21 protein-coding genes are annotated in these 24,050 nt (G+C 68.3%); 9 read left to right on the top strand and 12 right to left on the bottom strand.

Annotated elements, in window-relative coordinates; translation table 11 throughout:
• The first annotated feature begins 187 nt into the window (after positions 1-187).
• Entirely contained in the window at positions 188-811 is a 624-nt protein-coding gene (locus BM060_RS06000) for a c-type cytochrome (RefSeq protein ID WP_074978195.1), read from the top strand.
• Positions 812-867: 56 nt separating this feature from the next.
• The gene (locus BM060_RS05995) at positions 868-1,206 is read left to right on the top strand and encodes a zinc ribbon domain-containing protein YjdM (RefSeq protein ID WP_074978193.1); all 339 of its coding nucleotides are present in this window, start codon (positions 868-870) and stop codon (positions 1,204-1,206) included.
• Positions 1,207-1,437: 231 nt separating this feature from the next.
• On the opposite strand, the gene BM060_RS05990 is transcribed toward BM060_RS05995, so the two are convergent.
• The gene (locus tag BM060_RS05990) at positions 1,438-1,956 is read right to left on the bottom strand and encodes a nucleoside 2-deoxyribosyltransferase (RefSeq protein ID WP_074978190.1); all 519 of its coding nucleotides are present in this window, start codon (positions 1,954-1,956) and stop codon (positions 1,438-1,440) included.
• Positions 1,957-1,958: 2 nt separating this feature from the next.
• Complete coding sequence (locus tag BM060_RS05985) at positions 1,959-3,041, bottom strand: calcium:cation antiporter (RefSeq protein WP_074978187.1); 1,083 nt, start codon at positions 3,039-3,041, stop codon at positions 1,959-1,961.
• Between the two features lie 258 nt (positions 3,042-3,299).
• On the opposite strand from BM060_RS05985, the gene BM060_RS05980 reads away from it, so the two are divergent.
• Together BM060_RS05980 and BM060_RS05975 are read left to right on the top strand one after the other, a co-directional pair.
• Positions 3,300-4,385: a BMP family ABC transporter substrate-binding protein gene (locus BM060_RS05980; RefSeq protein WP_074978185.1), complete on the top strand. Its 1,086-nt coding sequence runs from the start codon at positions 3,300-3,302 to the stop codon at positions 4,383-4,385.
• Positions 4,386-4,503: 118 nt separating this feature from the next.
• The gene (locus BM060_RS05975; RefSeq protein WP_074978182.1) at positions 4,504-5,475 is read left to right on the top strand and encodes an isopenicillin N synthase family dioxygenase; all 972 of its coding nucleotides are present in this window, start codon (positions 4,504-4,506) and stop codon (positions 5,473-5,475) included.
• A 244-nt stretch (positions 5,476-5,719) separates the two neighbouring features.
• Here the strand turns inward: BM060_RS05975 and BM060_RS05970 are convergent, their stop codons facing one another.
• The 4 genes from BM060_RS05970 to BM060_RS05955 form a co-directional block, all read right to left on the bottom strand.
• Positions 5,720-6,166: an NfeD family protein gene (locus BM060_RS05970; protein ID WP_074978179.1), complete on the bottom strand. Its 447-nt coding sequence runs from the start codon at positions 6,164-6,166 to the stop codon at positions 5,720-5,722.
• Positions 6,167-6,169: 3 nt separating this feature from the next.
• The gene (locus BM060_RS05965; protein ID WP_043269777.1) at positions 6,170-7,108 is read right to left on the bottom strand and encodes an SPFH domain-containing protein; all 939 of its coding nucleotides are present in this window, start codon (positions 7,106-7,108) and stop codon (positions 6,170-6,172) included.
• 121 nt (positions 7,109-7,229) lie between these two features.
• Positions 7,230-9,014 carry a type IV pilus assembly ATPase TfpB gene (tfpB, locus tag BM060_RS05960; protein WP_074978177.1) on the bottom strand — a complete coding sequence of 595 codons (1,785 nt, stop codon included), beginning with the start codon at positions 9,012-9,014 and terminating at the stop codon, positions 7,230-7,232.
• An 84-nt stretch (positions 9,015-9,098) separates the two neighbouring features.
• Entirely contained in the window at positions 9,099-10,460 is a 1,362-nt protein-coding gene (locus BM060_RS05955; RefSeq protein ID WP_074978175.1) for a CYTH domain-containing protein, read from the bottom strand.
• Between the two features lie 174 nt (positions 10,461-10,634).
• On the opposite strand from BM060_RS05955, the gene argE reads away from it, so the two are divergent.
• Together argE and argA are read left to right on the top strand one after the other, a co-directional pair.
• The gene (gene argE / locus BM060_RS05950; RefSeq protein ID WP_074978173.1) at positions 10,635-11,774 is read left to right on the top strand and encodes an acetylornithine deacetylase; all 1,140 of its coding nucleotides are present in this window, start codon (positions 10,635-10,637) and stop codon (positions 11,772-11,774) included.
• A 122-nt stretch (positions 11,775-11,896) separates the two neighbouring features.
• The gene (gene argA, locus BM060_RS05945; RefSeq protein WP_069862634.1) at positions 11,897-13,195 is read left to right on the top strand and encodes an amino-acid N-acetyltransferase; all 1,299 of its coding nucleotides are present in this window, start codon (positions 11,897-11,899) and stop codon (positions 13,193-13,195) included.
• 438 nt (positions 13,196-13,633) lie between these two features.
• Here the strand turns inward: argA and gshA are convergent, their stop codons facing one another.
• The 3 genes from gshA to BM060_RS05930 form a co-directional block, all read right to left on the bottom strand.
• On the bottom strand, positions 13,634-15,217 hold the full coding sequence (gene gshA / locus BM060_RS05940; RefSeq protein ID WP_074978171.1) for a glutamate--cysteine ligase: 1,584 nt from the start codon (positions 15,215-15,217) through the stop codon (positions 13,634-13,636).
• A 163-nt stretch (positions 15,218-15,380) separates the two neighbouring features.
• Positions 15,381-15,770 carry a PaaI family thioesterase gene (locus BM060_RS05935; protein WP_074978168.1) on the bottom strand — a complete coding sequence of 130 codons (390 nt, stop codon included), beginning with the start codon at positions 15,768-15,770 and terminating at the stop codon, positions 15,381-15,383.
• Positions 15,771-15,779: 9 nt separating this feature from the next.
• Positions 15,780-18,116 carry a Tex family protein gene (locus tag BM060_RS05930; protein WP_074978165.1) on the bottom strand — a complete coding sequence of 779 codons (2,337 nt, stop codon included), beginning with the start codon at positions 18,114-18,116 and terminating at the stop codon, positions 15,780-15,782.
• 234 nt (positions 18,117-18,350) lie between these two features.
• Between BM060_RS05930 and ompR the strand changes: the two genes are divergently transcribed.
• Both ompR and BM060_RS05920 read left to right on the top strand, forming a co-directional pair.
• A complete protein-coding gene (ompR, locus tag BM060_RS05925) occupies positions 18,351-19,094 on the top strand; it encodes an osmolarity response regulator transcription factor OmpR (RefSeq protein ID WP_074978163.1) in 744 nt (247 codons plus the stop codon).
• A gap of 99 nt (positions 19,095-19,193) precedes the next feature.
• The gene (locus BM060_RS05920; RefSeq protein ID WP_074978160.1) at positions 19,194-20,513 is read left to right on the top strand and encodes an ATP-binding protein; all 1,320 of its coding nucleotides are present in this window, start codon (positions 19,194-19,196) and stop codon (positions 20,511-20,513) included.
• Between the two features lie 412 nt (positions 20,514-20,925).
• Here the strand turns inward: BM060_RS05920 and BM060_RS05915 are convergent, their stop codons facing one another.
• The 3 genes from BM060_RS05915 to rimB all read right to left on the bottom strand — a co-directional run bounded on the left by BM060_RS05915 (position 20,926) and on the right by rimB (position 23,514).
• Positions 20,926-21,852 carry a S66 peptidase family protein gene (locus BM060_RS05915; RefSeq protein WP_074978156.1) on the bottom strand — a complete coding sequence of 309 codons (927 nt, stop codon included), beginning with the start codon at positions 21,850-21,852 and terminating at the stop codon, positions 20,926-20,928.
• Positions 21,853-22,135: 283 nt separating this feature from the next.
• A complete protein-coding gene (gene rimK / locus BM060_RS05910) occupies positions 22,136-23,041 on the bottom strand; it encodes a 30S ribosomal protein S6--L-glutamate ligase (RefSeq protein WP_074978154.1) in 906 nt (301 codons plus the stop codon).
• Complete coding sequence (gene rimB, locus BM060_RS05905) at positions 23,038-23,514, bottom strand: retropepsin-like aspartic endopeptidase RimB (RefSeq protein WP_074978151.1); 477 nt, start codon at positions 23,512-23,514, stop codon at positions 23,038-23,040. Before rimB ends, rimK begins: the two co-directional genes overlap by 4 nt.
• Before the next feature lie 118 nt (positions 23,515-23,632).
• Between rimB and hslR the strand changes: the two genes are divergently transcribed.
• Positions 23,633-24,028, top strand: coding sequence for a ribosome-associated heat shock protein Hsp15 (hslR, locus tag BM060_RS05900; RefSeq protein ID WP_074978148.1), 396 nt, complete (start codon positions 23,633-23,635; stop codon positions 24,026-24,028).
• Positions 24,029-24,050: the final 22 nt, after the last annotated feature.

Genomic DNA, 24,050 nt, shown 5'->3' with positions numbered 1-24,050 from the left:
CGACGGACAGACGGGTCTCAAGGTTCAGTCCCCGGGGGAGCACGATGCTCCCCCTTTTTTATGCCTTTGCGAAAGCCATCACCTTCCGGCGCGGCCGGCTCGCCGCTTCATTGACCTGCATCCAGGCCCTTCGCCACGCGCAAGCCTATAAACGGCAAGCCGCAGGCCGAGTTCCGGGGAGGAGGCGATGCGTTTCGCGATTGCTCTGCTGTTGACCGTCAGCTGTACCGCCTTGGGCGACGAGGCCGCCCAGGCGCGCTTCGACGCCATCATGGCCGACCCCGCCAAGCGCGAGCAGGCCTATGCCGCCGGCCACGAGCGCATCGTGCTGTGCCGCAACTGCCACGGCGACGACGGCAACAGCCGGCGCGACCACATCCCGAACCTGGCCGCGCAGGCCCCGGGCTACCTGTTCACTGCCTTCGAGCGCTACGCCAGCGGGCAGCGCACCGACTTCGTGATGAACCAGGCGGCCCGGATGCTGAGCCTCGACGAGCGGGTGAACATCGCCGTGTACTACAGCCAGCAGCAGGTGCTGCCGCGCCAGGGCGCGGTGGACGATGCGCTGCGTGCCAGGGGCGAGGCGCTGTTCGGGCAGGTCTGCGTGGCCTGTCATGGCCCGCAGGGGTTGGGCCAGCAGGGTGTCCCGCGTATCGCCGGGCAGCCGGCGACCTACCTGCAGCGAACGCTGGAGGCCTACCGCGACAAGGACCCGCGCCGTGCCGGCTCGACCATGCTGGCGGTGGCGTCGCAGCTGCAGGCCGGGAATATCGAGGCGCTGGCGGCCTACCTGCAGCAATTGCACCCCTGAGGCGGGCAAATCCTTATATAATGCGCGGTCTTTTCCCACTGTCAGTGATAGAGACCATGAGCCTGCCACCCTGCCCCAAATGCAATTCCGAATACACCTACGAGGACGGCGCGCTGCTGGTCTGCCCGGAATGCGCCCATGAATGGTCGGCCGATGCCGCCGCCGAAGGCGAGGGCGACGCCAAGGTGATCAAGGACGCCGTCGGCAACGTGCTGCAGGATGGCGACACCGTCAGCGTGATCAAGGACCTGAAGGTCAAGGGCTCGTCCCTGGTGGTCAAGGTCGGCACCAAGGTGAAGAACATCCGCCTGGTGGACGGCGACCACGACATCGACTGCAAGATCGACGGCATCGGCGCGATGAAGCTGAAGTCGGAGTTCGTGAAGAAGGTCTGAGCCGCTCGGGCTTCTCTTCTTCTTTTGTAGGAGCGGATTCATCCGCGATCGCCGTGCCTGGGCCCGGCCCATCGCGGACGGAGTCCGCTCCTACGTCATTTCCGGGCTCCCGTAGGATGGGTTGAGCTTGCGAAACCCATCCTACGAAAAGCGCCTCGGCGCAGTCGTGTAGGAGCGGGCCCTGCCCGCGAATCGCGCGCAGGGCGCGCTCCTACATGGGCGCGGTTACGATCATTCCGCCGGCTGCAGATCCTGGCGCAGCAGCTCCAGGGCTTCGCGCGGGCCGCCGGAGACGATCTGGGTGGGCACCGCCAGCATCAGGTTCAGCGGCAGGCCGAAGGCTTCCAGGACGTTGCCGTCGCGGTCACGGCCGGGCTGCTGGCCGAGCCATTCCGGGTACTTGCGGCGCATGCGCTCGACGTAGCTGCCGGCGTCCGGCAGGTAGCCGTACAGCGGCTTGCCCAGGGCCGCGGCGTAGCCGACCTCGAAGCAGGTGCCGCTGTCCGGCTCGCTACCGCGGAACGATGCCAGGTTGGCCAGCACGCAGTCGGCCTCGGCGATCAGGCGCAGGTTGGCGCGGTAGATCCAGATCGCCTGCTGGTGCGGCTCGGTGATTTCCGCCGGCACCTGGACGTCCAGCGGGAACAGCCCCTCGAACCCGTATTCCGCGCACAGCGCCTTGAGCTGCGCGCCGTGCCCGGCGGCGTCGGGGCGGAACACGTCGGGGCCGGCGAGGTAGATCTTCAGCATGGTCACAACCCCATGAACGACAGCATCAGGAAAGTGGCGAAGAGCACGAAGTGAGTCATGCCCTCGATGGCGTTGGTCTTGCCGTCGTGCAGGTTGAAGCCCGCCACCACCAGGGTGATGAACATCATGCCGGTCTGCAGCGGCGTCATCGCCATCTGGATCGGCTGGCCCTTGAACAGCGCCAGGGCCTCGATGACCGGCACGGTGAGGATCACCGTGGACAGCGAGGCGCCCAGGGCGATGTTGACCACCGGTTGCATGCGGTTGGCCAGCGCGGCGCGCAGCGCGGTGAGGATTTCCGGGCTGGCGGAGATGGCCGCCACCAGCAGCGCCGGCACGATCGGTGGCACGCCGCTGCCTTCCAGGCTGACGTCCAGGGCCTTGGACATGACCTCGGCCAGCGCGCCGATCAGCACCACCCCGGCCACCAGCAGGGCCATGGACTGGCGCGTGCTGCCGTGGGCCTCGTGGCCGTGCTGCTGCTCGCCGTGCACCGCGTAGTTGTAGGCGAAGAAGTAGCTGTGCTGGCCGGTCTGCATGCGCAGGAACAGCCCGTAGAGCATGACCATGCAGCCGATGGTGAACAGCGAGTAGAGCTTCCACTGCGCCGCTGGGATCAGCTCCGGGACCACCATGGAGATGCCCACCGCGGTGAGGATCATGGTCACGTAGGTCTTGCCGGAGTCGTCGTTGTACGACTGCTCGCCGTGCTTCAGGCCGCCGAGCAGCGCGGCCAGGCCGAGGATGCCGTTCATGTCCAGCATCACCGCGGCGTAGATGGTGTCGCGGGCCAGGGTGGGTGAGTGGTTGTGGCCCATCATGATGGCCAGGATGACCACCTCCACCAGCACCGCGGCGAGGGTCAGGATCATGGTGCCGTAGGGCTCGCCGACCTTCTCCGCGAGAATCTCGGCGTGGTGCGCCACGCGCAGCGAGACGCTGATGATCGAGGCCAGCAGGACAGTGGCGATCACCCCGGCCAGGGTCTTGCCGCCTTCGAGCAGGCTGTGTTCCAGGGGGTAGACCAGCACCGCCAGGAGCAGGGCGAGGAGGAGGAGTTTCTCGTCTTTGAGCAGGCGCAGCATCGTCGGGGGACATCCGTTCCATGGGATAGAGGCGCCCATCTTAGGCCTTGCCCGGGGCCTTGCCCACCGTCGCCGGGGCGCACCAGCAGGTGGCATGGGCGCACCAATGCAAGACGCGCGCGGCACCGCCGCACAGGGCGCGGCCGCCTGGCGCGCGGCACCTGTCCACCTGGTCAGGTTATTGCATTGGGCGAAGCGCCCCGGAGGGCCATGCACCTTCCGGCCCCGACACTGCATCGACAGGAGCGTCCCCGCACCATGAAGAACAAGACCCTGAACACCCTGCTGCGTGGCCTGGCGTTGGCCATGGGCCTTGGCGCCAGCCTCGGCGCGGCGGCGGCCGAACCGCTGAAGGTCGGCTTCGTCTACGTCGGCCCCGTCGGCGACCACGGCTGGACCTACCAGCACGAGATGGGCCGCCGCGAGCTGGTGGAACACTTCGGCGACAAGGTGCAGACCAGCTTCGTCGAGAACGTCGCCGAGGGCGCCGACGCCGAGCGGGTGATCCGCAACATGGCCAAGGACGGCTACGGGCTGATCTTCACCACCTCCTTCGGCTTCATGAACCCCACCGCCAAGGTGGCCAAGCAGTTCCCCAAGGTGACCTTCGAGCACGCCACCGGCTACAAGCGTGACAGGAACCTCGGCACCTACCTGTCGCGCTCCTACGAGGGCCGCTACGTCGGTGGCTACCTGGCGGCGAAGATGACCAAGACGCACAAGATCGGCTACATCGCCTCCTTCCCGATCCCCGAGGTGATCCGCGACATCAACTCCATCCAGCTGGCGCTGCACAAGTACGACCCCCGGGCCGAGCTGAAAGTGATGTGGGTGAGCACCTGGTTCGACCCGGGCAAGGAGGCGGACGCGGCCAACGCGCTGATCGACCAGGGCGTGGACGTGATCTTCCAGCACACCGACAGCCCGGCGCCGATCCAGGCCGCCGAGCGCCGCGGCGTGTACGCCGTGGGCTACGCCTCGGACATGCAGCACTTCGGGCCGAAGACCGTGCTGACCTCCATCGTCAACGACTGGGGCCCGCACTACATCAAGGCCACCCAGGCGGTCATGGACGGCAGCTGGAAACCGCAGGACTTCTGGGGAGGCCTGGCCGAGGACACCATCGTCCTGCCGCTGAACAAGGACGTGCTGCCGGCCGACGTGCAGGCCGAGGCGAGCAAGCTGATCGCCGACATCAAGAGCGGCGCCTTCCATCCCTTCACCGGGCCGATCAAGGACCAGAGCGGCAAGGAACGCATCGCCGCCGGCGCCGTGGCCAGCAACGCCGACCTGGCCGCGATGGACTACTACGTGGAAGGCATCAAGGCCGAGCTGCCGAAATGACCCGGTGAACCCCTTTTGTAGGAGCGAGCTTGCTCGCGAACGGATCAACCGGCGGCGCCATTACCGGGATTGTTCGCGAGCAAGCTCGCTCCTACGAGAGGCCTGCACGAGACCGACCATGGACCGCCTACCCATCATCGACATCGCCCCGCTCTACGCCGCCGACAGCACCGCCTGGGCCGAGGTGGCCCGGCAGGTCGACGCCGCCTGCCGCGAATGGGGCTTCTTCTACATCCAGGGCCATCCGATCCCGGCGCAGCGCTTCGCCGAGCTGCTGGAGGCCGCGCGCGGCTTCTTCGCCCAGCCGGCCAGCGAGAAGCTGAAGATCGACATCACCCAGAGCAGGAATCACCGTGGCTACGGCGCCATCGCCACCGAGCAGCTGGACCCGGCTCTGCCCAGCGATTTCAAGGAAACCTTCGACATGGCCCTGCACCTGCCGGCCGACCACCCGGACGTGGTCGCCGGCAAGTCCTTCTACGGGCCCAACCGCCACCCGGACCTGCCGGGTTGGGAGGCGCTGCTGGAAGGGCACTACGCCGACATGCTGGAGCTGGCGAAGACAGTGCTGCGCGCCCTGGCCATCGCCCTGGAGATAGAGGAAGACTTCTTCGACCGGCGCTTCGAGCAGCCGGTCAGCGTGTTCCGCATGATCCACTACCCGCCGGCCGCGGCGCGGCAGAGCGCCGACCAGCCGGGTGCTGGCGCACACACCGACTACGGCTGCGTGACCCTGCTGTACCAGGACGACGCCGGCGGCCTGCAGGTGCAGAACCGCCAGGGCCAGTGGATAGACGCGCCGCCCATCGAGGGCACCTTCGTGGTCAACATCGGCGACATGATGGCGCGCTGGAGCAACGACAGGTACCGCTCGACCCCGCACCGGGTGATCAGCCCCCAGGGCGTGGACCGCTATTCGATGCCGTTCTTCGCCGAGCCGCACATGGACACTGCCATCGAATGCCTGCCGGGCTGCTTCGACGCCGACAACCCGCCGAAGTACCCGCCGACCACCTGCGGCGAATGGCTGACCTCGCGCTTCGCCGCGACCTACGCCTACCGCCGCGGGGAAGAGGTGAAGGCATTGTAGGAGCGGATTTCATCCGCGAATCGCGCTGGAACGAGGACGGGCTTCTCGTAGGAGCGAGCTTGCTCGCGAACGGATTGACCGGCGGCGTCATGGCCGGGATTGTTCGCGAGCAAGCTCGCTCCTACGAAGAGCAGTTGCCCCATAGGATGGGTTGAGCGAAGCGATACCCATCGCCACGACCGCATGGGTTTCGCAAGCTCAACCCATCCTACGAAAAGCACCTCGGCGCAGCCGGCCTACGGGTTCAGGCTGGCTCGACCAACAGCACCGCGCCATCCTGCCCGGTGACCTTCACCTGGGCGCCGGCCGGCAGGTCGGGGCCGCTGACCAGCCACAGGCTGTCGCCGACGCGGATCTTGCCGCGGCCGCCGATGATGGCGTCGTGCAGGGTGAACTGCCGTCCGACCAGCTCGCTGCCGCGGCGGTTCAGGCCGCTGGCGGCTTCGCCGGCGCCCGGGCGGTGCTGGTAGCGCCACCAGAACACCACGGTGAGCAGCGCCAGGATGCCGAAGGCGAGGAACTGCCAGGTCCAGGCCAGGGCCGGGGCGAAGAAGGCGAGCACCCCGGTGGCCGCGGCGGCGATGCCGATCCACAGCAGGTAGCCGCCGGCGCCGAACACCTCGAGGATCAGCAGCAGGGTGCCGAAGGCCAGCCAGTCCCAGAAGCTCAGGTGTTGCAGATAGCCCCACATGGCTCAGCCCCGGCCCTTGGCGCCCGGGGCGCCATCGCCGAAGGTGGCCTTGACGATCTCGCCGATGCCGCCCACCGCGCCTATCACCTGGCTGGCTTCCAGCGGCATCAGCACTATCTTGCTGTTGTTCGAGGCGGCCAGCTGGCCGAGGGCGTCGACGTATTTCTGCGCGACGAAGTAGTTCACCGCCTGCACGTTGCCGCTGGCGATGGCCTCGGAGACCACCTGGGTCGCCCGCGCCTCGGCCTCGGCCTGGCGCTCGCGGGCCTCGGCCTCGAGGAAGGCGGCCTGGCGCTGGCCTTCGGCCTTGAGGATCTGCGCCTGCTTCTCGCCCTCGGCGGTGAGGATTTCCGCGGCGCGCTTGCCCTCGGCATCGAGGATCTGCGCGCGCTTGAGGCGCTCGGCCTTCATCTGGCTGGCCATGGCTTCCACCAGGTCGGCCGGCGGGCTGATGTCCTTGATCTCGATGCGGGTGACCTTCAGGCCCCAGGGCGCGGTGGCCTCGTCGACGGTGCGCAGCAGGCGCTCGTTGATGGCGTCGCGCTGGCTGAGCATGTGGTCCAGCTCCATGGAGCCGAGCACGGTGCGGATGTTGGTCATCACCAGGTTGCGGATGGCGTTCTCCAGGCCGCTGACCTCGTAGGCCGCGCGCGCCGCGTCGACCACCTGGTAGAAGCACACCGCATCGATCTGCACGATGGCGTTGTCGGCGCTGATGGCTTCCTGCGGGGGGATGTCCAGCACCCGCTCCATCATGTTGATCTTCTGCCCGACGCGGTCCATCACCGGGACGATGATGTTCAGCCCCGGCTTGAGGGTGCCGGTGTAGCGGCCGAAGCGCTCCACCGTCCACTCGTTGCCCTGGGGTACCACCTTGAAGCCCATGAACACGATCGCCACCGCGAGGATGACGAAGAGGATCAGGACACTGCCGGTTTCCATTTGCTGCACTCCTTGGTCGATTCGGACTTCCGTGGCGCCCGGCCCCCGGAGGGGCGGGGCAAGCGGGCAAAGCTAACGCTTTCCCGTGTCATCCCGCGAGCACATCGGACTCGGAGATTTCCTATTTCTGCTCGCTCTGCGGCGTCACCCGCAGCACTTCCTCGATGGTGGTCAGGCCCGCGGCGACCTTCTGCGCGCCGGACAGGCGCAGGCTGCGCATGCCTTCCTTGAAGGCCTGGCGGCGCAGCGGGATGAGGTCGGTGTCGGCGGTGATCTGTTCCTTCAGGCTGTCGGTCAGCAGCATGATCTCGTACACCCCGGCGCGCCCGCGGTAGCCGGTGTCGCGGCATTCCAGGCAGCCTACCGCCTGCTGCGCGCCGGTGGGCAGCGGGGCGTTCCACGGCCGCGTCAGCTCCTGCCAGTCGCTCTCCTCCAGCTCCAGCGGCGCCTTGCAGTGCGGGCACAGGGTGCGCACCAGGCGCTGGGCCATGACGCCGAGCACGGTGGCGCGGATCAGGTAGTAGGGCACGCCCAGTTCGAGCAGGCGGGTGATGGCCGTGGGCGAGTCGTTGGTGTGCAGGGTGGAGAGCACCAGGTGCCCGGTCAGCGCCGCCTGGATGGCCATCTCGGCGGTCTCCAGGTCGCGGATCTCGCCGACCATGATGATGTCCGGGTCCTGCCGCAGCAGGGCGCGCACGCCGCTGGCGAAGGTCAGGTCGATGTTGTGCTGCACCTGCATCTGGTTGAACGAGGGCTCGATCATCTCGATCGGGTCCTCGATGGTGCAGACGTTCACCTCGTCCGTGGCCAGCTGCTTGAGCGTGGTGTACAGGGTGGTGGTCTTGCCCGAGCCGGTGGGCCCGGTGACCAGGATGATGCCGTTGGGCTGGTTGGTCATGCTCTGCCAGCGGCGCAGGTCCTCGGGGGAGAAGCCCAGCTGGTCGAAGCTCTTGAGCAGCACCTCGGGGTCGAAGATCCGCATCACCATCTTCTCGCCGAAGGCGGTGGGCAGGGTCGACAGGCGCAGTTCCACCTCGGCGCCGTCCGGGGTCTTGGTCTTCACCCGGCCGTCCTGGGGCTTGCGCTTCTCGGCGACGTTCATGCGGCCCAGGGACTTCAGGCGGCTGACCACCGCCATGGTGACCTGCGGCGGGAACTGGTAGACGTTGTGCAGCACGCCGTCGATGCGGAAGCGCACCGTGCCCTGCTCGCGCCGCGGCTCGATGTGGATGTCGCTGGCGCGCTGCTGGAAGGCGTACTGGAACAGCCAGTCGACGATGGTGACGATGTGCGCGTCGTTGGCGTCCGGCTCCTGGTCGCTGGCGCCCAGGTTGAGCAGCTGCTCGAAGTTGCCCACGCCGCTGGTCTTCATGTCCTGGGCGGAGGCGCCGCTGACCGACTTGGCCAGGCGGTAGAACTCGGTGGTGAAGCGCTGGATGTCCTGCGGGTTGCACACCACGCGCTTGATCGGGCGCTTGAGCACGTGGGTCAGGTTGCCTTCCCAGCTGTGCACGAAGGGCTGGGCGCTGGCGATGGTGACGCTGTCCGGCGCCACCGCCACGGCGAGAATCCTGTGGCGCTGGGCGAAGGCGTAGGACATCAGCGGGGTGACCGCGGCGACGTCGATCTTCAGCGGGTCGATGCGCAGGTAGGGCTGGCCGGAATACTCGGCCAGCCAGTGCACCAGGGCGTCGAGGTCCAGGTGGCGGCCGGGGCGGTGCTGGTCCGGCACCTGCTGGGCGGCGAGGAATTCCAGGGGGTGCTGCTGGTTCTTCACCGCGCTGCGGCGGATCGCCAGGCACTGTTCGGCGTCGTTCTGCGCGACGCGGCCCTGGGCGACCAGCTCGTGGAGGATATCGGCCAGGTCAAGCCAGCGATCCTGGGCGGGCGAAGCGAAGACGGACATTCGGACTCCCTGCGTTCGTGTGTGCCGCGGACGGCTGCGGGTGGAGCTGGTCTGAGTCCGGCCCGCGCCGTCGGGTTCCCCAGCTTATTTCAAAAGCGCCTTCCAGGGCTTGAGGGTCAGCACAGTATGGGCCTGGGCGGCGAGAGCATCCAGGTCCGCGCTGTCGCGCCGGTGCAGGGCCTGTTCCAGCTTGGCCAGTTCGCCGTAGAGGCGGTCGGCCTCGGGCAGGTCGAGCACGCCGCGGGCCAGGCGCAGCCACACCAGCAGGCGTTGCAGGCGCGGCAGTTGTTCGGCGAGCAGTTCCGGCTGCTGTTGGGCGCGGGCCAGGGGCAGGCCCTCGGCCTCCTCGGCGAGCAGGCGCGGCAGCCATTTGCCCAGGGCCGCGGCGCCCTGGCGGTCGCCGCGCTCGTTGCGGCCTTCCTGCCAGGCGCGGGCCAGCAGCCAGCGCGAGGCCTGCAGGGAGAACAGGCCCCAGCGCGTCTGGCCGAGTTCGGCGCGGAAGGCTTCCGGCGCCTGCTGGCGCGCGGTTTCGTCGGCCTCGCCCTGTTCGATGCGCGGGCGCCAGTCGCCGATCAGCGCGTCCAGCGCGGTGCGCAGCTCGCGGCTGCTGGCGCGCGGCGCGGCCTGGCCGAGGCTGCCGAGCAGGGCGCGCAGGTCCACTAGCTGCTGCAGCCATTCTTGCAGCAGGCGCCAGTGGCCGTTGAAGCGGTACTGCTCGGCCAGGCGCTGGCTGCTGCCCAGCAGCGACCAGGCGATGGCGGCGAAGGCGCCGTCCAGCGGGGTTTCCGCCAGCAGCTTCTGGGTGTCCGGGTGCACCGTGTAGCTGGCCGGGTCGAACAGCCGGTAGCCGCGTTCGGCCTTGCTGATGTCGCAGGGCATCAGCGGCAGGTCGGCGGCCAGCTCCGCGGCCAGTTCCAGCAGCGCCGCGGGCTCGCCCTGGCGCAGTTCCAGCTCCAGCTCGCAGATTTCCTCTTCCTGCTGGTCGGCGACGACCTTGCCCAGGTCGAGGGCGGCTTCGATCGCCACCTTGGTCTTGCCGCGGCCCCAGGCGATCTCGGCGCGCTGGCGGGTGAAATCGGTGCTGAAGATCGGCTGCAGCTGCTGCTTGTCGAGGTCGGCCAGGGCCGCCGGCCAGCAGCTGTCGTCGAGCTTGCCCAGGTCCAGCTCGGGCTTGTCCAGGTACCAGTCCCACTCGTTGCGCTCGGACAGCCCGGCGACGCTGTGGCCGCGGCTCTTCAGCGTCTGAATGTACTGCTCGCCGTCGCGGCGCAGGCGCAGCGCGACCTTGGCCCGGGCCAGGTCGCGGCCGGGGGTGTCGTAGTACTGGTTGTACAGCTCGCTCTGCTGCCAGCCGGACTTGTTGCGCTTCTTCAGCAGCGGGTGGTCGCGCAGCGCCTCGAGGGTCTCGCGGCTGGCGCGCAGCTTGATTTCGGTTTCTTTCTGCATGGCGGAGTCCGGGAAGGAAAGGGTAGACGGGCCCGCAGGGCCTGGCGCGGGGGCGTTCGTCGAAGCCCGTTAGTGTACAGGACAGCACCCCGTCGGCGCTGTTCCGGCGAAGGATGGCGGTTCAACTGACGGCCATCCTGGGCCATGATGGGCACAACGCTTCCGGAGACGCCCATGCCCCTGCCGAGCCTGAAAGACCGTTTCGCCCAGTTGCTCGCCCTGCCGTCGGTGAGCTGTACCCAGCCCGCCCTGGACCAGTCCAACCGCCCGGTGGTGGAGCTGCTGGCCACCTGGCTGGGCGACCTGGGTTTCGCCTGTGAACTGCAGGAGATCGCCCCGGGCAAGTTCAACCTGCTGGCGAGCCTGGGCAGCGGCCCTGGCGGCCTGGTGCTGGCCGGGCACACCGACACCGTGCCCTACGACGAGTCGCTGTGGAAAAGCGACCCGCTGCGCCTGGACGAGCGCGACGGCCGCTGGTACGGCCTGGGCAGCTGCGACATGAAGGGCTTCTTCGCCATCGCCATCGAGGCGTTGCTGCCGCTGCTGGAGAAGCCCCTGCGCCAGCCGCTGCTGATCCTCGCCACCTGCGACGAGGAAAGCTCCATGGCCGGCGCCCGCGCTCTGGCCGAAGCCGGCCGGCCCCTGGCGCGCGCCGCGGTGATCGGCGAGCCCACCGGGCTGCGGCCGATCCGCCTGCACAAGGGGGTGATGATGGAGCGCATCGACATCCTCGGGCAGAGCGGCCATTCCTCCGACCCGAGCCTCGGCCACAGCGCCCTGGAGGCCATGCACGCGGCCATCGGCGAGCTGCTGGCGCTGCGCGCGCAGTGGCAGAAGGAATTCAACAACCCGCAGTTCGGCGTACCGCAGCCGACGCTGAACCTGGGCTGCATCCACGGCGGCGACAACCCCAACCGCATCTGTGGCCAGTGCGCCCTGGAGTTCGACCTGCGGCCGCTGCCGGGGATGGACCCGCAGGCCCTGCGCCGGGCCATCGGCGAGCGCCTGCGGCCCCTGGCCGAGCGCTTCGCGGTGCGCCTGGACTACCAGCCGCTGTTCCCCGCCGTGCCGCCCTTCGAGCAGGCCGCGGACAGCGAGCTGGTGCGCCTGGCCGAGCGCCTCAGCGGGCATTCGGCGGAAGCGGTAGCCTTTGGCACCGAAGCACCGTATCTTCAGCAGCTTGGTTGCCAGACTCTGGTCCTGGGCCCCGGCGACATCGCCTGCGCCCACCAGCCGGACGAACATCTGGAACTCGCTCGCATCCCGCCGACCGTGGAACTGCTGCGCGGCTTGATCCAGCATTACTGCCTGTAACCGCCCTGAAGAGGAGAAACCCGTCGATGTGCATGCGACGACGATAACCGCCGCTCCCGCCGCCCTTGCCGGCCATTCGCACTCGACAACCCTTCATCGCCCGCTCACAGGCCATCTGGACAATGCAAGACTACGTCACCTGGTTACGTCACGCTTCTCCCTACATCAACGCCCACCGGGACTGCACCTTCGTGGTCATGCTGCCCGGCGAGGGCGTGGAAGACCCGAACTTCGGCAACATCGTCCATGACCTGGTGCTGCTGCACAGCCTGGGCGTGCGCCTGGTGCTGGTCCACGGCTCGCGCCCGCAGATCGAGGCGCGCCTGGCCCAGCGCGGCCTGGCGCCGCGCTTCCACCGCGACCTGCGGGTGACCGACGCGCCCACCCTGGAATGTGTGATCGACGCCGTGGGCAGCCTGCGCATCGCCATCGAGGCGCGGCTGTCCATGGACATGGCCGCCTCGCCCATGCAGGGCGCGCGCCTGCGCGTGGCGGCGGGCAACCTGGTCACGGCGCGGCCGATCGGCGTGGTCGAGGGCATCGACTACCACCACACCGGCGAGGTGCGGCGCATCGACCGCAAGGGCATCGGCCGCCTGCTCGACGAGCGCTCCATCGTGCTGCTCTCGCCGCTGGGCTACTCGCCCACCGGGGAAATCTTCAACCTCGCCTGCGAGGACGTGGCCATGCGCGCGGCCATCGAGCTGGACGCCGACAAGCTGATCCTGTTCGGCGGCGAGCGCGGCCTGCTCGACGAGGACGGCAAGCTGGTCCGCGAACTGCGCCCGCAACAGGTGCCGACGCACCTGCAGCGCCTGGGCAACAGCTACCAGGCCGAACTGCTCGACGCCGCCGCCCAGGCCTGCCGCGCCGGGGTGCGGCGCAGCCACATCGTCAGCTATACCGAGGATGGCGCGCTGCTCAGCGAGCTGTTCACCCGCACCGGCAACGGCACCCTGGTGGCCCAGGAGCAGTTCGAGCAACTGCGCGAGGCGGGCATCGAGGACGTCGGCGGCCTGCTGGAGCTGATCCGCCCGCTGGAAGAGCAGGGCATCCTGGTGCGCCGTTCGCGCGAGGTGCTGGAGCGCGAGATCGAGCAGTTCAGCATCGTCGAGCGCGAGGGGCTGATCATCGCCTGCGCGGCGCTGTACCCGATCGCCGATTCCGACGCCGCCGAGCTGGCCTGCCTGGCGGTGAACCCGGAATACCGCCACGGCGGGCGCGGCGACCAGTTGCTGGAACGCATCGAGAAGCGCGCCCGGGCCCTGGGCGTGAAGACCCTCTACGTGCTCACCACCCGCACCGCCCACTGGTTCCGCGAACGCGGCTTCCAGCCCAGCAGCGTCGAACGCCTGCCGGCGGCGCGGGCGTCGCTGTACAACTACCAGCGCAATTCGCAGGTGTTCGAGAAGAGCCTGTAGTTCAGCGCCTCTGTCTTTCTTTCGTAGGAGCGAGCTTGCTCGCGAATGAACCCCGCTGCGGAATCCGTTCGCGAGCAAGCTCGCTCCTACAGGGGAAGGGCGTGGTTAGGGCGGTGTAGGAGCGGATCTTATCCGCGAATCACGCCGGGATGTCCGGCTATCGCGGACGGAGTCCGCTCCTACGACCGTGCTTTCCTGGAACTGTAGGAGCGGGCCCTGCCCGCGAATCGCGCGCAGGGCGCGCTCCTACAGGGAATGGTGCGGGTGGGGCGGCGTAGGAGCGGATCTTATCCGCGAATCGCGCCGGGGCGTCCGGCTATCGCGGACAAGGTCCGCTCCTACGGGGGAATGGTGTGGGTGGGGCGGGGTAGGAGCGGATCTTATCCGCGAATCGCGCCGGGACGTCCGGCTATCGCGGGCAAGGTCCGCTCCGGGGGCTTAAACGCCGATCACCCCGAGGATACTTGCCTGGTAGGCCGCCACGAAGGTGTCGAAATCCCCTTCCGGCTGGCGTTCCAGTTCTTCCTGCTCGGCCAGGGAAATCTTCGCCATGGCCTCGAAGGCTTCCTGCTCGATGGCCGGCAGCGGTTGGGCGAGGGTTTCCGCGTGTTCGCGGCTCTTGCGCAGGGCGAAGGCGGTGAAGCTTTCGCCGCGCTCGCGCATTTCCGCCAGGACCTGCGCGGACGGCGTGCGCTCCGGATCGGCCACCTTCTCGCGCTGCTGCGCCAGGCTCTGCGCGTGGGCGTCGCCGCCGGTGGCGCGGTCGAGCAGTTCGGCGATGGGCGCGATGCGTTCCAGCAGTTCGCTGGCCCAGACCTGCAACGGCACGGTCTGCCCGCCACGCTGCAGGTGCAGCCCCGGACGGCGGCCTTCCTTGACTACCTTGAGGAAGTTGCTGGTGGCCGCGCCGCACTCGCCGTCGGCCAGCAGCGGGCTGTCCTGCAACGCGCAGTAGAGCAGGAAGGCGTCGAGGAAGCGGCCCTCGGCGGCGTCTATGCCCAGCGGCAGGAAGGGGTTGATGTCCAGGCAGCGTGCCTCGACGTACTGCACGCCGCGCGACTCCAGGGCCTGGATCGGCCGCTCGCCGCTGTAGGTCACGCGTTTCGGGCGGATGCTGGAGTAGTACTCGTTCTCGATCTGCAGCACGTTGGTGTTCAGCTGCACCCACTCGCCGTCCTGCTTGGTGCCGATCTTCTGGTAGGGCGGGTAGGGCGTGCCCACCGCGCTGCGCAGGCTCTCGACGTAGCTGTCGAGGTCGTTGTAGCAGGGTGTCAGGCCGGCCTGGGCGTTGTTCTGGTAGCCCAGGTCGCTCATCCGCAGGCTGGTGGCCCAGGGCAGGTACAGGGTGTGCTCGTCGAACTGCTGCAACTGGTGCGGGCGGCCGCGCAGGAAACCGGCGTTCAGCGCCGGCGAGGCGCCGAACAGGTACATCAGCAGCCAGCTGTAGCGGCGGAAGTTGCGGATCAGGGCGATGTAGTGCGCCGACTGGAAGTCGCGCAGCGCCATGCCGCCGTCCTCGTGGCGCTGCAGCAGCTGCCACAGCCCCTCGGGCAGGGAGAAGTTGTAGTGGATGCCGGCGATGCACTGCATGGTCTTGCCGTAGCGCAGCGCCAGGCCCTTGCGGTAGACGTACTTGAGGCGGCCGATGTTGGAGCTGCCGTAGCGCGCGATCGGGATGCTCTCTTCGTCGGGCAGCTCGCAGGGCATCGACGGGCTCCACAGCAGCTCGCCGTCCAGGCGCTGGCTGGCGAAGCGGTGGATGCTCTCCAGGGATGCCAGGGTCTGCTCGACGCGGGTGCTGGTGGGGGTGATGAACTCCAGCAGCGCCTCGGAATAGTCGGTGGTGATCTGCGGGTTGGTCAGGGCCGAGCCCAGGGCGCGCGGGTGCGGGGTCAGGGCCAGGCGGCCGTTGCCGTCGACGCGCAGGCACTCGCGCTCGATGCCGTGCAGACACTGGCTGAGCAGGGGCAGGTGGGCAGCGTCGCCGAGCAGCGCCAGGCGGCGGGAGAGTAGGTCGCTCAATTTGATGTCCTTCACGCGGCAGTCGCCCCACTATGGGGGTGGACCGGGCGGTCTACAAGGGGGAGGGCGGCCGGCGTTGTCGCCTGGCGGGCTGCGACTCACCGGAGCCCGCGTGGCACGCGGGCTGCCGATGGTCAGGATAGAGCAGGAAAGGGGCGACGGCTTACAGCTGGGCGAAGGTGCCTTGTCCCTTGGCGACCAGCTTGTCGCCCTGGAACACGTCCGCCTCCACCACCAGCGAGCGGCGCCCGGCGTGCAGGACCTTGGCCACGCAGCGCACCTCGCCTTCGGCGACGGCGCGGATGTAGTTGATCTTGCATTCCAGGGTGACGCTCTGGCGGTCGAAGCCATGGGCGCTGGAGCAGGCCAGGCCCATGGTCACGTCCATCAGCGAGAAGATCGCCCCGCCGTGCATCACGTTGCCGCGGTTGCGCAGGTGCTCGGCCATCTTCAGGCTCACTTCGGCCTCGCCATCGCCCAGGCGCACCGGCTCAAGGCCGATGTTCTCGCTGAAGGCGCTGATCATGACGTCGCGGCTGGGCATCTCGCTCATGGGGCTTCCCTACTTCTTCTTCAGTTGCTTGGCATTGGCGAACAGCGCGGCCATGGCGTTGTTCGCCGGGGCCTTCTCCTGCTGCCGCGGGGCGCTGCGCTCGCCACGCTGGCCGCCGTTGCCACGGCCGCCGCCGCGCGGGCCCTCGACCTTCTCGCCGGGGGTGTCGCCCATGCGCATGGACAGGCCGACGCGGTTGCGCGGGATGTCCACTTCCATGACCTTGACCTTGACGATGTCGCCGGCCTTGACCACTTCGTACGGGTCCTTGACGAACTTCTCCGACAGCGCCGAGATGTGCACCAGGCCGTCCTGGTGCACGCCGATGTCGACGAAGGCGCCGAAGTTGGTGACGTTGGTCACCACGCCTTCGAGCACCATGCCCGGCTTGAGGTCCTTGAGGCTCTCGACGCCGTCCTGGAACTCGGCGGTCTTGAACTCCGGGCGCGGGTCGCGGCCGGGCTTGTCGAGTTCCTTGAGGATGTCGGTGACGGTGGGCAGGCCGAACTGCTCGTCGGTGAACTTCTTCGGGTCCAGGCGCTTGAGGAAGGCCGAATCGCCGATCAGCGAGCGGATGTCGCGGCCGGTGTCGGCGGCGATGCGTTGCACCAGCGGGTAGGTTTCCGGGTGCACCGCCGAGGCGTCCAGCGGGTTGTCGCCGTTCATCACGCGGAGGAAGCCGGCGGCCTGCTCGAAGGTCTTCTCGCCCAGGCGGCTGACCTTCTTCAGGTCGTCGCGGGACTTGAACGCGCCGTTGGCGTCGCGGTGCGCCACGATGTTCTGCGCCAGGGTGCTGTTGAGGCCGGAGATGCGCGCCAGCAGGGCGGCGGAGGCGGTGTTCACGTCCACGCCCACGGCGTTCACGCAGTCTTCCACCACCGCGTCCAGGCTGCGCGCCAGTTGCAGCTGGGACACGTCATGCTGGTACTGGCCGACGCCGATGGACTTGGGCTCGATCTTCACCAGCTCGGCCAGCGGGTCCTGCAGGCGGCGGGCGATGGAGACGGCGCCGCGCAGCGACACGTCGAGGTCGGGGAATTCCCGGGCGGCCAGCTCGGAGGCCGAGTACACCGAGGCGCCGGCCTCGCTGACCATGATCTTGGTGCACTTGAGCGCCGGGTATTTCTTGATCAGCTCGGCGGCCAGCTTGTCGGTCTCGCGGCTGGCGGTGCCGTTGCCGATGGCGATCAGTTCCACCTGGTGCTTGGCGCACAGCGCGGCGAGCACGGCGATGGTCTGGTCCCACTGGTTCTTCGGCGCGTGGGGGTAGACGGTGGCGGTGTCCAGCAGCTTGCCGGTGGCGTCGACCACCGCGACCTTGACGCCGGTGCGCAGGCCCGGGTCCAGGCCCAGGGTGGCGCGCGGGCCGGCCGGGGCGGCCAGCAGCAGGTCGTGCAGGTTGCGGGCGAAGACGTTGATCGCCTCGAGATCGGCGCCTTCGCGCAGCTCGCCCAGCAGGTCGGTCTCCAGGTGGGTGTAGAGCTTGACCTTCCAGGTCCAGCGCACCACTTCGCCCAGCCACTTGTCGGCGGCGCGGCCCTGGTTGGAGATGCCGAAGCGCTCGCCGATCATCACTTCGCACGGGTGGCTGGTGCCCGGCAGTTCCTCGCCGACCTTCAGCGCCACGCTCAGCACGCCTTCGTTGCGCCCGCGGAAGATCGCCAGGGCGCGGTGCGAGGGCGCGCCCTTGAAGGGCTCGTCGTGCTCGAAGTAGTCGCTGAACTTGGCGCCTTCGGTTTCCTTGCCCGGCACCAGGCGGGCGGTCAGGGTGGCGTTGTCCTTGAGGAACACGCGCAGGCGGTCGAGCAGGGTGGCGTCCTCGGCGAAGCGCTCCATGAGGATGTACTTGGCGCCTTCGAGCACGGCCTTGATGTCGGCGAAGCCCTTCTCGGCATCGACGAAGCGCGCGGCTTCGGTTTCCGGGGCCAGGTTCGGGTCGGCGAACAGCGCGTCGGCCAGCTCGCCCAGGCCGGCTTCCAGGGCGATCTGGCCCTTGGTGCGGCGCTTCTGCTTGTACGGCAGGTAGAGGTCTTCCAGGCGCGTCTTGGTGTCGGCCAGCTTGATCTCGCGGGCCAGCTCGGGGGTCAGCTTGCCCTGCTCCTCGATGCTGGCGAGGATGCTGGCGCGGCGCTCGTCCAGCTCGCGCAGGTAGCGCAGGCGCTCTTCCAGCAGGCGCAGCTGGGTGTCGTCGAGGCTGCCGGTCACTTCTTTGCGGTAACGGGCGATGAAGGGGACAGTGCTGCCTTCATCGAGCAGGGCCACGGCGGCGGCCACCTGCTGCGGTTGAACACGGCCGGAGGGCAGTGCGGAGAGCTCTTCGGCGATACGGGTGTTGATGCTGTCCATGAATCCACCTGGTGAAACCAACGAGAATACGGGGTGTGGCGCTAGCGCCGGCCGGCTCGCTCGGGCGTCCGGCAGGCGTCTATGACAACGCCCCGCCGCAAAAGCGCCGCATTATACCCAGGCAAAATCGCGCGAGAGGGCGGTCGGTCGGGGAAAAATCTGCTAACAATGGACAATCCGTGGCCAACCGCGGCTGGGCGATAATTGCCGGCCTGACCCGAACCTGGAGTTTCTATGTCGAACCCGTCCACCCTGCCCGAAGGTGAAAAGATCCTCATCGTCGACGACGACGCCCGCCTGCGCCGCCTGCTGGAGCGCTTCCTCGACGAGCAGGGCTACCGCGTGCGCGCCGTGGAGAACACCGAGCAGATGGACCGCCTGCTGGCCCGCGAGCTGTTCCAGCTGGTGGTGCTCGACCTGATGATGCCCGGCGAAGACGGCCTCTCGGCGTGCAAGCGCCTGCGCGAGGCGAACAACCAGATCCCGATCATCATGCTCACCGCCAAGGGCGACGAGTCCAGCCGCATCCAGGGCCTGGAGCTGGGCGCCGACGACTACCTGGCCAAGCCGTTCAACCCGCGCGAGCTGCTGGCGCGGATCAAGGCCGTGCTGCGCCGCCAGGCGCCGCTGGTGCCGGGCGCCCCGGCCGGCGAGGACGAGGTGGTGAGCTTCGGCGACTACGAGCTGTACCTGGCCACCCGCGAGCTGAAGAAGAACGGCGGCGAGGTGCACATGCTCACCACCGGCGAGTTCGCCGTGCTCAAGGCGCTGGTGCAGCACGCCCGCGAGCCGCTGACCCGCGACAAGCTGATGAACCTGGCCCGCGGCCGCGAGTGGGACGCCCTGGAGCGCTCCATCGACGTGCAGATCTCGCGCCTGCGCCGGCTGATCGAGCCTGACCCGTCCAAGCCGCGCTACATCCAGACGGTGTGGGGCGTGGGCTACGTGTTCGTGCCGGACGGTAATGCCCGCAAATGATCCTCCTGTAGGCGCGAGCCCGCTCGCGAACCGACTCCGCAACGGGGCGGGTTCGCGAGCAAGCTCGCGCCTACGTTCCGTGCTCTGTGGTAGTTCATCTTGAAAACCCCGCCCTGGTTCCCGCAAAGCTTCTTCGCCCGCACCCTCTGGCTGGTGCTCATCGTCGTGCTCTTCTCCAAGGCGCTGACGCTGGTCTACCTGCTGATGAACGAGGACATGCTGGTCGACCGCCAGTACAGCCACGGCGCGGCGCTGACCGTGCGCGCCTACTGGGCCGCCGACGAGCGTTCGCGCGAGGCCATCGCCAGGTCCGCCGGGCTGGCCTGGGTGCCCCACGAGAACGGCCAGCCGGAAGAACAGCACTGGCCCTACAGCGGCATCTTCCAGCGGCAGATGCGCACCGAGCTGGGCCCGGACACCGAGACGCGCCTGCGCATCCATCACCCGTCCATGCTCTGGGTGCATGCGCCCAACCTGGGCGACGGCTGGCTGGGCGTGCCGCTGTACCCGCACCCGCTGCGCGGCCAGCAGATCTGGAGCGTGCTCGGCTGGTTCCTCGGCATCGGCCTGCTGTCCACCGCCGCGGCCTGGATCTTCGTGCGCCTGCTCGGCCAGCCGCTCAAGCGCCTGGTGGTGGCCTCGCGGGAGTTCGGCAAGGGCCGCAGCGTGCGCCTGCCGCTGGGGCAGGACACCCCCAGCGAGATGGCCGAGGTGTACCGCGCCTTCAACCAGATGGCCGACGACGTCGAACAGGCGGCGCGCGAGCGCGAGCTGATGCTGGCCGGGGTGTCCCACGACCTGCGCACGCCGCTGACGCGCCTGCGCCTGTCCCTGGAATTGATGCCTGAAACCGAGCGCGAAATGGTCGAGGACATGGTCCGCGACATCGAGGACATGGACCAGATCCTCGACCAGTTCCTCGCCTTCATCCGCGACGGCCGCGACGAGCCGGTGGAGGCGGGCGACCTCAACGAACTGACCCGCGAGGTGGTGGCGCCCTACAACCAGGGCGAGGAGCACGTGCGCCTGAGCCTGCAGCCGCTGCCGCCGTTCCCGCTGCGCCGGGTATCGATGAAGCGCCTGCTCGGCAACCTGATCGGCAACGCCCTCAACCACGGCGGCGGCAACGTCGAGGTGGCCAGCCACCTGGCCGGCGGCGACGGCGCGCCCTACGTGGTGCTGAGCGTGCTGGACCGCGGCGCCGGCATCGACCCGCAGGAGCTGGACAGCATCTTCAACCCCTTCATCCGCGGCGACAAAGCCCGCGGCGGCAAGGGCACCGGCCTGGGCCTGGCCATCGTCAAGCGCATCGCCGCGCAACACGGCGGCAGCGTGGAACTGCGCAACCGCGAGGGCGGTGGAGTGGAGGCCAGGGTGTGCTTGCCGCTGGGGTTGATGTTACCGCGGGGGGCTTCCTGAGCGGCGCAACTGTCTGGCCAACTGCGCCGAGATGCTTTTCGTAGGATGGGTTGAGCCTGCGAAACCCATGCGGTCGTGGTGATGGGTATCGCTTCGCTCAACACCATCCTACGGGACGGCCGCTACGCCGCTACGTAGGGCGGATAACGCGTCAGCGTTATCCGCCGTTGGGGCTAGCCTGGGACGGCGGTGCACTGGATGGGCTCCGCACCCTCTCCCTAACCCTCTCCCTGAAGGGAGAGGGGACCGTTCGGAGCGCGTGGGTATTCCTGAGTTAGCCGGCAACACCGAAGATTTCCGGTTGAAACCATTCCTCTTCTCGGCACGGACAAGCCCCCTCTCCCTTCAGGGAGAGGGCTGGGGAGAGGGTGGGGCTGTCCAGCAGCGAGAATCTTCCAGGAACACTCCCGCTCTACCACTCCAACCCCTTCACCCCCAACCGCCCCACCTTCCCATAAGGCCAAGCCCTATTCTGCGCCCCATGCCCACTCGGCAGCCCGTGGTACAGCGGCACCCCCAGCGGCCTCAGGTACTCCACGAAAATCTCTTCCAGACTATGCGCCACATTCTTGCGCGGGCAGTCGGTGAAGGTGCCCAACACCACCGCGCCCAGGCTCTCCGCATCGATGCTGTTGAGCAACTGCCAAAGGCTGCGCTCCAGCCGGTAGTAAGGCTCGCCCACATCCTCCAGCACCAGAATGGCGCCAGCCGGCGCGTGCAGCGCGGCTACCGTGCCGGCGGTGCTGGCCAGGGCAGTGAGGTTTCCGCCGATCAGCTCTCCTTCGACGACCTTCTTCGGACCGCTCAGCTGAGTACACGGCAGATGACGCTCCTCGCCGGCCAGCAGGCGGCTGACCGAAGCCAGCGAGGCCAGGCGCTCGCGCTGTTCGCTGGGGGCGCTCAGCGGCTGCAGGCCGAGGGCGCTGGCCACCGGGCCGTGGATCGCTGGCAGGCCGTGGCGGTGGAAGGCGCTGAGCAGGATGGAGATGTCGGAGAAGCCGATCAGCGGCCGCTGTGAGGCCGCCCGCAGTCGCGTCCAGTCCAGCCCGGGCACCAGCTGGGCGCAGCCGTAGCCGCCGCGCAGGCACCAGACGGCACTCACGTCCGGCAGCTCGAAGGCGCGGTGGAAGTCCTCCAGGCGCTGTTCGGCGCTGCCGGCCAGGTAGCGGTAGCGCGCTTCGGCGTGCTCGCCCAGGTGGTAGTCGATGCCCAGTACCTCCAGCTGGCGCAGGGTGGCCTCGAAGACCTCCTCGGCGATGGAGGAGGCCGGGGCGACCAGGGCGACGCGGCCTTCGAAGGGCGACCAGGTCAGGTCGGAGGAGCGGGGGGATTTTGGCATAAACGAAATCCGGGACGGCGTGACGAACGACATTGTAGGAGCGAGCTTGCTCGCGAACGGAGTTTCCCGGTCACAACGGTGAATGAGGTCACCTCCGTACCCTCTCCCCAGCCCTCTCCCTGAAGGGAGCGGGGGCCGTTCGGAGTGGCCTGGAAGGCTGGCACCATCCTCAAACCCCGTCATTCCCGCGAACGCGGGACGCGGCTCCATCGCGAACAGCGCTTGCGCTGGCCCGAAGGGGAATAACCCAGAAACGGCGTAAGTGGCGAGATGGCCGCCCGGCTCACCCCTTGCCTTTAGTCCTGACCATATGCGGCCCGGCATTCTTCTCCAGGTACTCGATGATCACCCCGGCGACGTCCTTGCCGGTGGTGGTCTCGATGCCTTCCAGGCCCGGCGAGGAGTTCACTTCCATCACCAGCGCGCCGTGGTGCGAGCGCAGGATGTCCACACCGGCCACCTTCAGGCCCATGATCCGCGCCGCGCGGATCGCGGTCATGCGCTCCTCGGGGGTGATCTTGATCAGGCTGGCGCTGCCGCCGCGGTGCAGGTTGGAGCGGAACTCTCCGGGCGCGGCCTGGCGCTTCATCGAGGCGATCACCTTGTCGCCGACCACGAAGCAGCGGATGTCGGCGCCGCCGGCTTCCTTTATGTACTCCTGCACCATGATGTTGTGCTTCAGCCCCATGAAGGCCTCCAGCACCGACTCGGCGGCCTTCTGCGTCTCGGCCAGGACCACGCCGACGCCCTGGGTGCCTTCCAGCAGCTTGATCACCAGGGGCGCGCCGCCGACCATCTGGATCAGGTCCGGCACGTCGTCCGGGGAGTGGGCGAAGCCGGTGATCGGCAGGCCGATGCCCTTGCGCGAGAGCAGCTGCAGCGAGCGCAGCTTGTCGCGGGAGCGGGCGATGGCCACCGACTCGTTGAGCGGGAACACGCCCATCATCTCGAACTGGCGCAGCACCGCGCAGCCGTAGAAGGTGACCGAGGCGCCGATGCGCGGGATCACCGCGTCGAAGCCTTCCAGCGGCTGGCCGCGGTAGTGGATCTGCGGCTTGTGGCTGGCGATGTTCATGTAGGCACGCAGGGTGTCTATCACCACCATTTCATGCCCGCGTTGTTGCCCGGCCTCCACCAGCCGACGGGTGGAATACAGGCGCGGGTTGCGCGACAGCACGGCGATTTTCATTGAGCACCTGAAAGGGCGGGGGTAACCATGATGAGGGGTTTGTCCTGGACATAGGTCAGCGCCGGGTTGACCACCAGCTGGCCCTGGACCAGGGCCTTGGAACCGAGCAGTACGCGGTAGCGCATGGTCTTGCGGCAGGCCAGGGTGAATTCCACCGGCCAGGCGTGGTCGCCCAGCGCCAGGGTGGTGCGGATCACGTAGCGCGTCTGGGCCTGGCCGTTGGAACTGCGGATGGTCTTCATCGTCACCAGCGGCGCCTCGCAGCGGTGGCGGCGCTGCACCTGGGTGCCCAGGTGGGCGGTGAAGCGCACCCAGTCGCGGCCGTCACGCTGGAAGGTGGCGATGTCGCTGGCGTGCAGGCTGGAGGTGCTGGCGCCGGTGTCGATCTTCGCGCGCAGGCCGACGATGCCCAGGTCGGGAAGGGCGATCCATTCGCGCAGGCCGATCACTGACAGGTGGTCGAAGGTCTTCAAAAGGAGCCATCCCAGGGTTTTGCGGCATTCTAGCAGGGCCATCGGCGCCCGCCAGGGGCCTGCCGGGAACGCCGGGCCGAGGGTAGACTGGCCAGGTTGCAGAAGTGTGGATGAAGCCGTGAGCGAGAAAGACGACGACAGGGTACGCCTGGACAAATGGCTGTGGGCGGCGCGTTTCTACAAGACCCGCGGCCTGGCCAAGGCGGCCATCGAGGGCGGCAAGGTGCATTGCCGGGGCGAGCGCTGCAAGCCGAGCAAGGAGCCGAAGGTCGGCGAGGAATACGTGCTGCGTACCGGGTTCGACGAGCGCACCGTGGTGGTCAAGGCGCTGTCGGGCGTGCGCCGCGGCGCGCCGGAGGCGCAGCTGCTCTACGAGGAAACCGCCGAGAGCGTGAAGCGCCGCGAGGGCGCGGCGGCCATGCGCAAGGCCGGCGCCCTGGGCGTGCAGACCGACGGCCGGCCGAGCAAGAAGCAGCGCCGCCAGCTGCTGCACTTCCTCGATGACCGGGAATAACGGAAACCCCCGCCGTGGCGGG

The organism is Pseudomonas citronellolis, from assembly GCF_900112375.1.
Classification (GTDB): Bacteria; Pseudomonadota; Gammaproteobacteria; order Pseudomonadales; family Pseudomonadaceae; genus Pseudomonas; species Pseudomonas citronellolis.
This window is presented reverse-complemented; position numbering and strand designations above follow the sequence as displayed.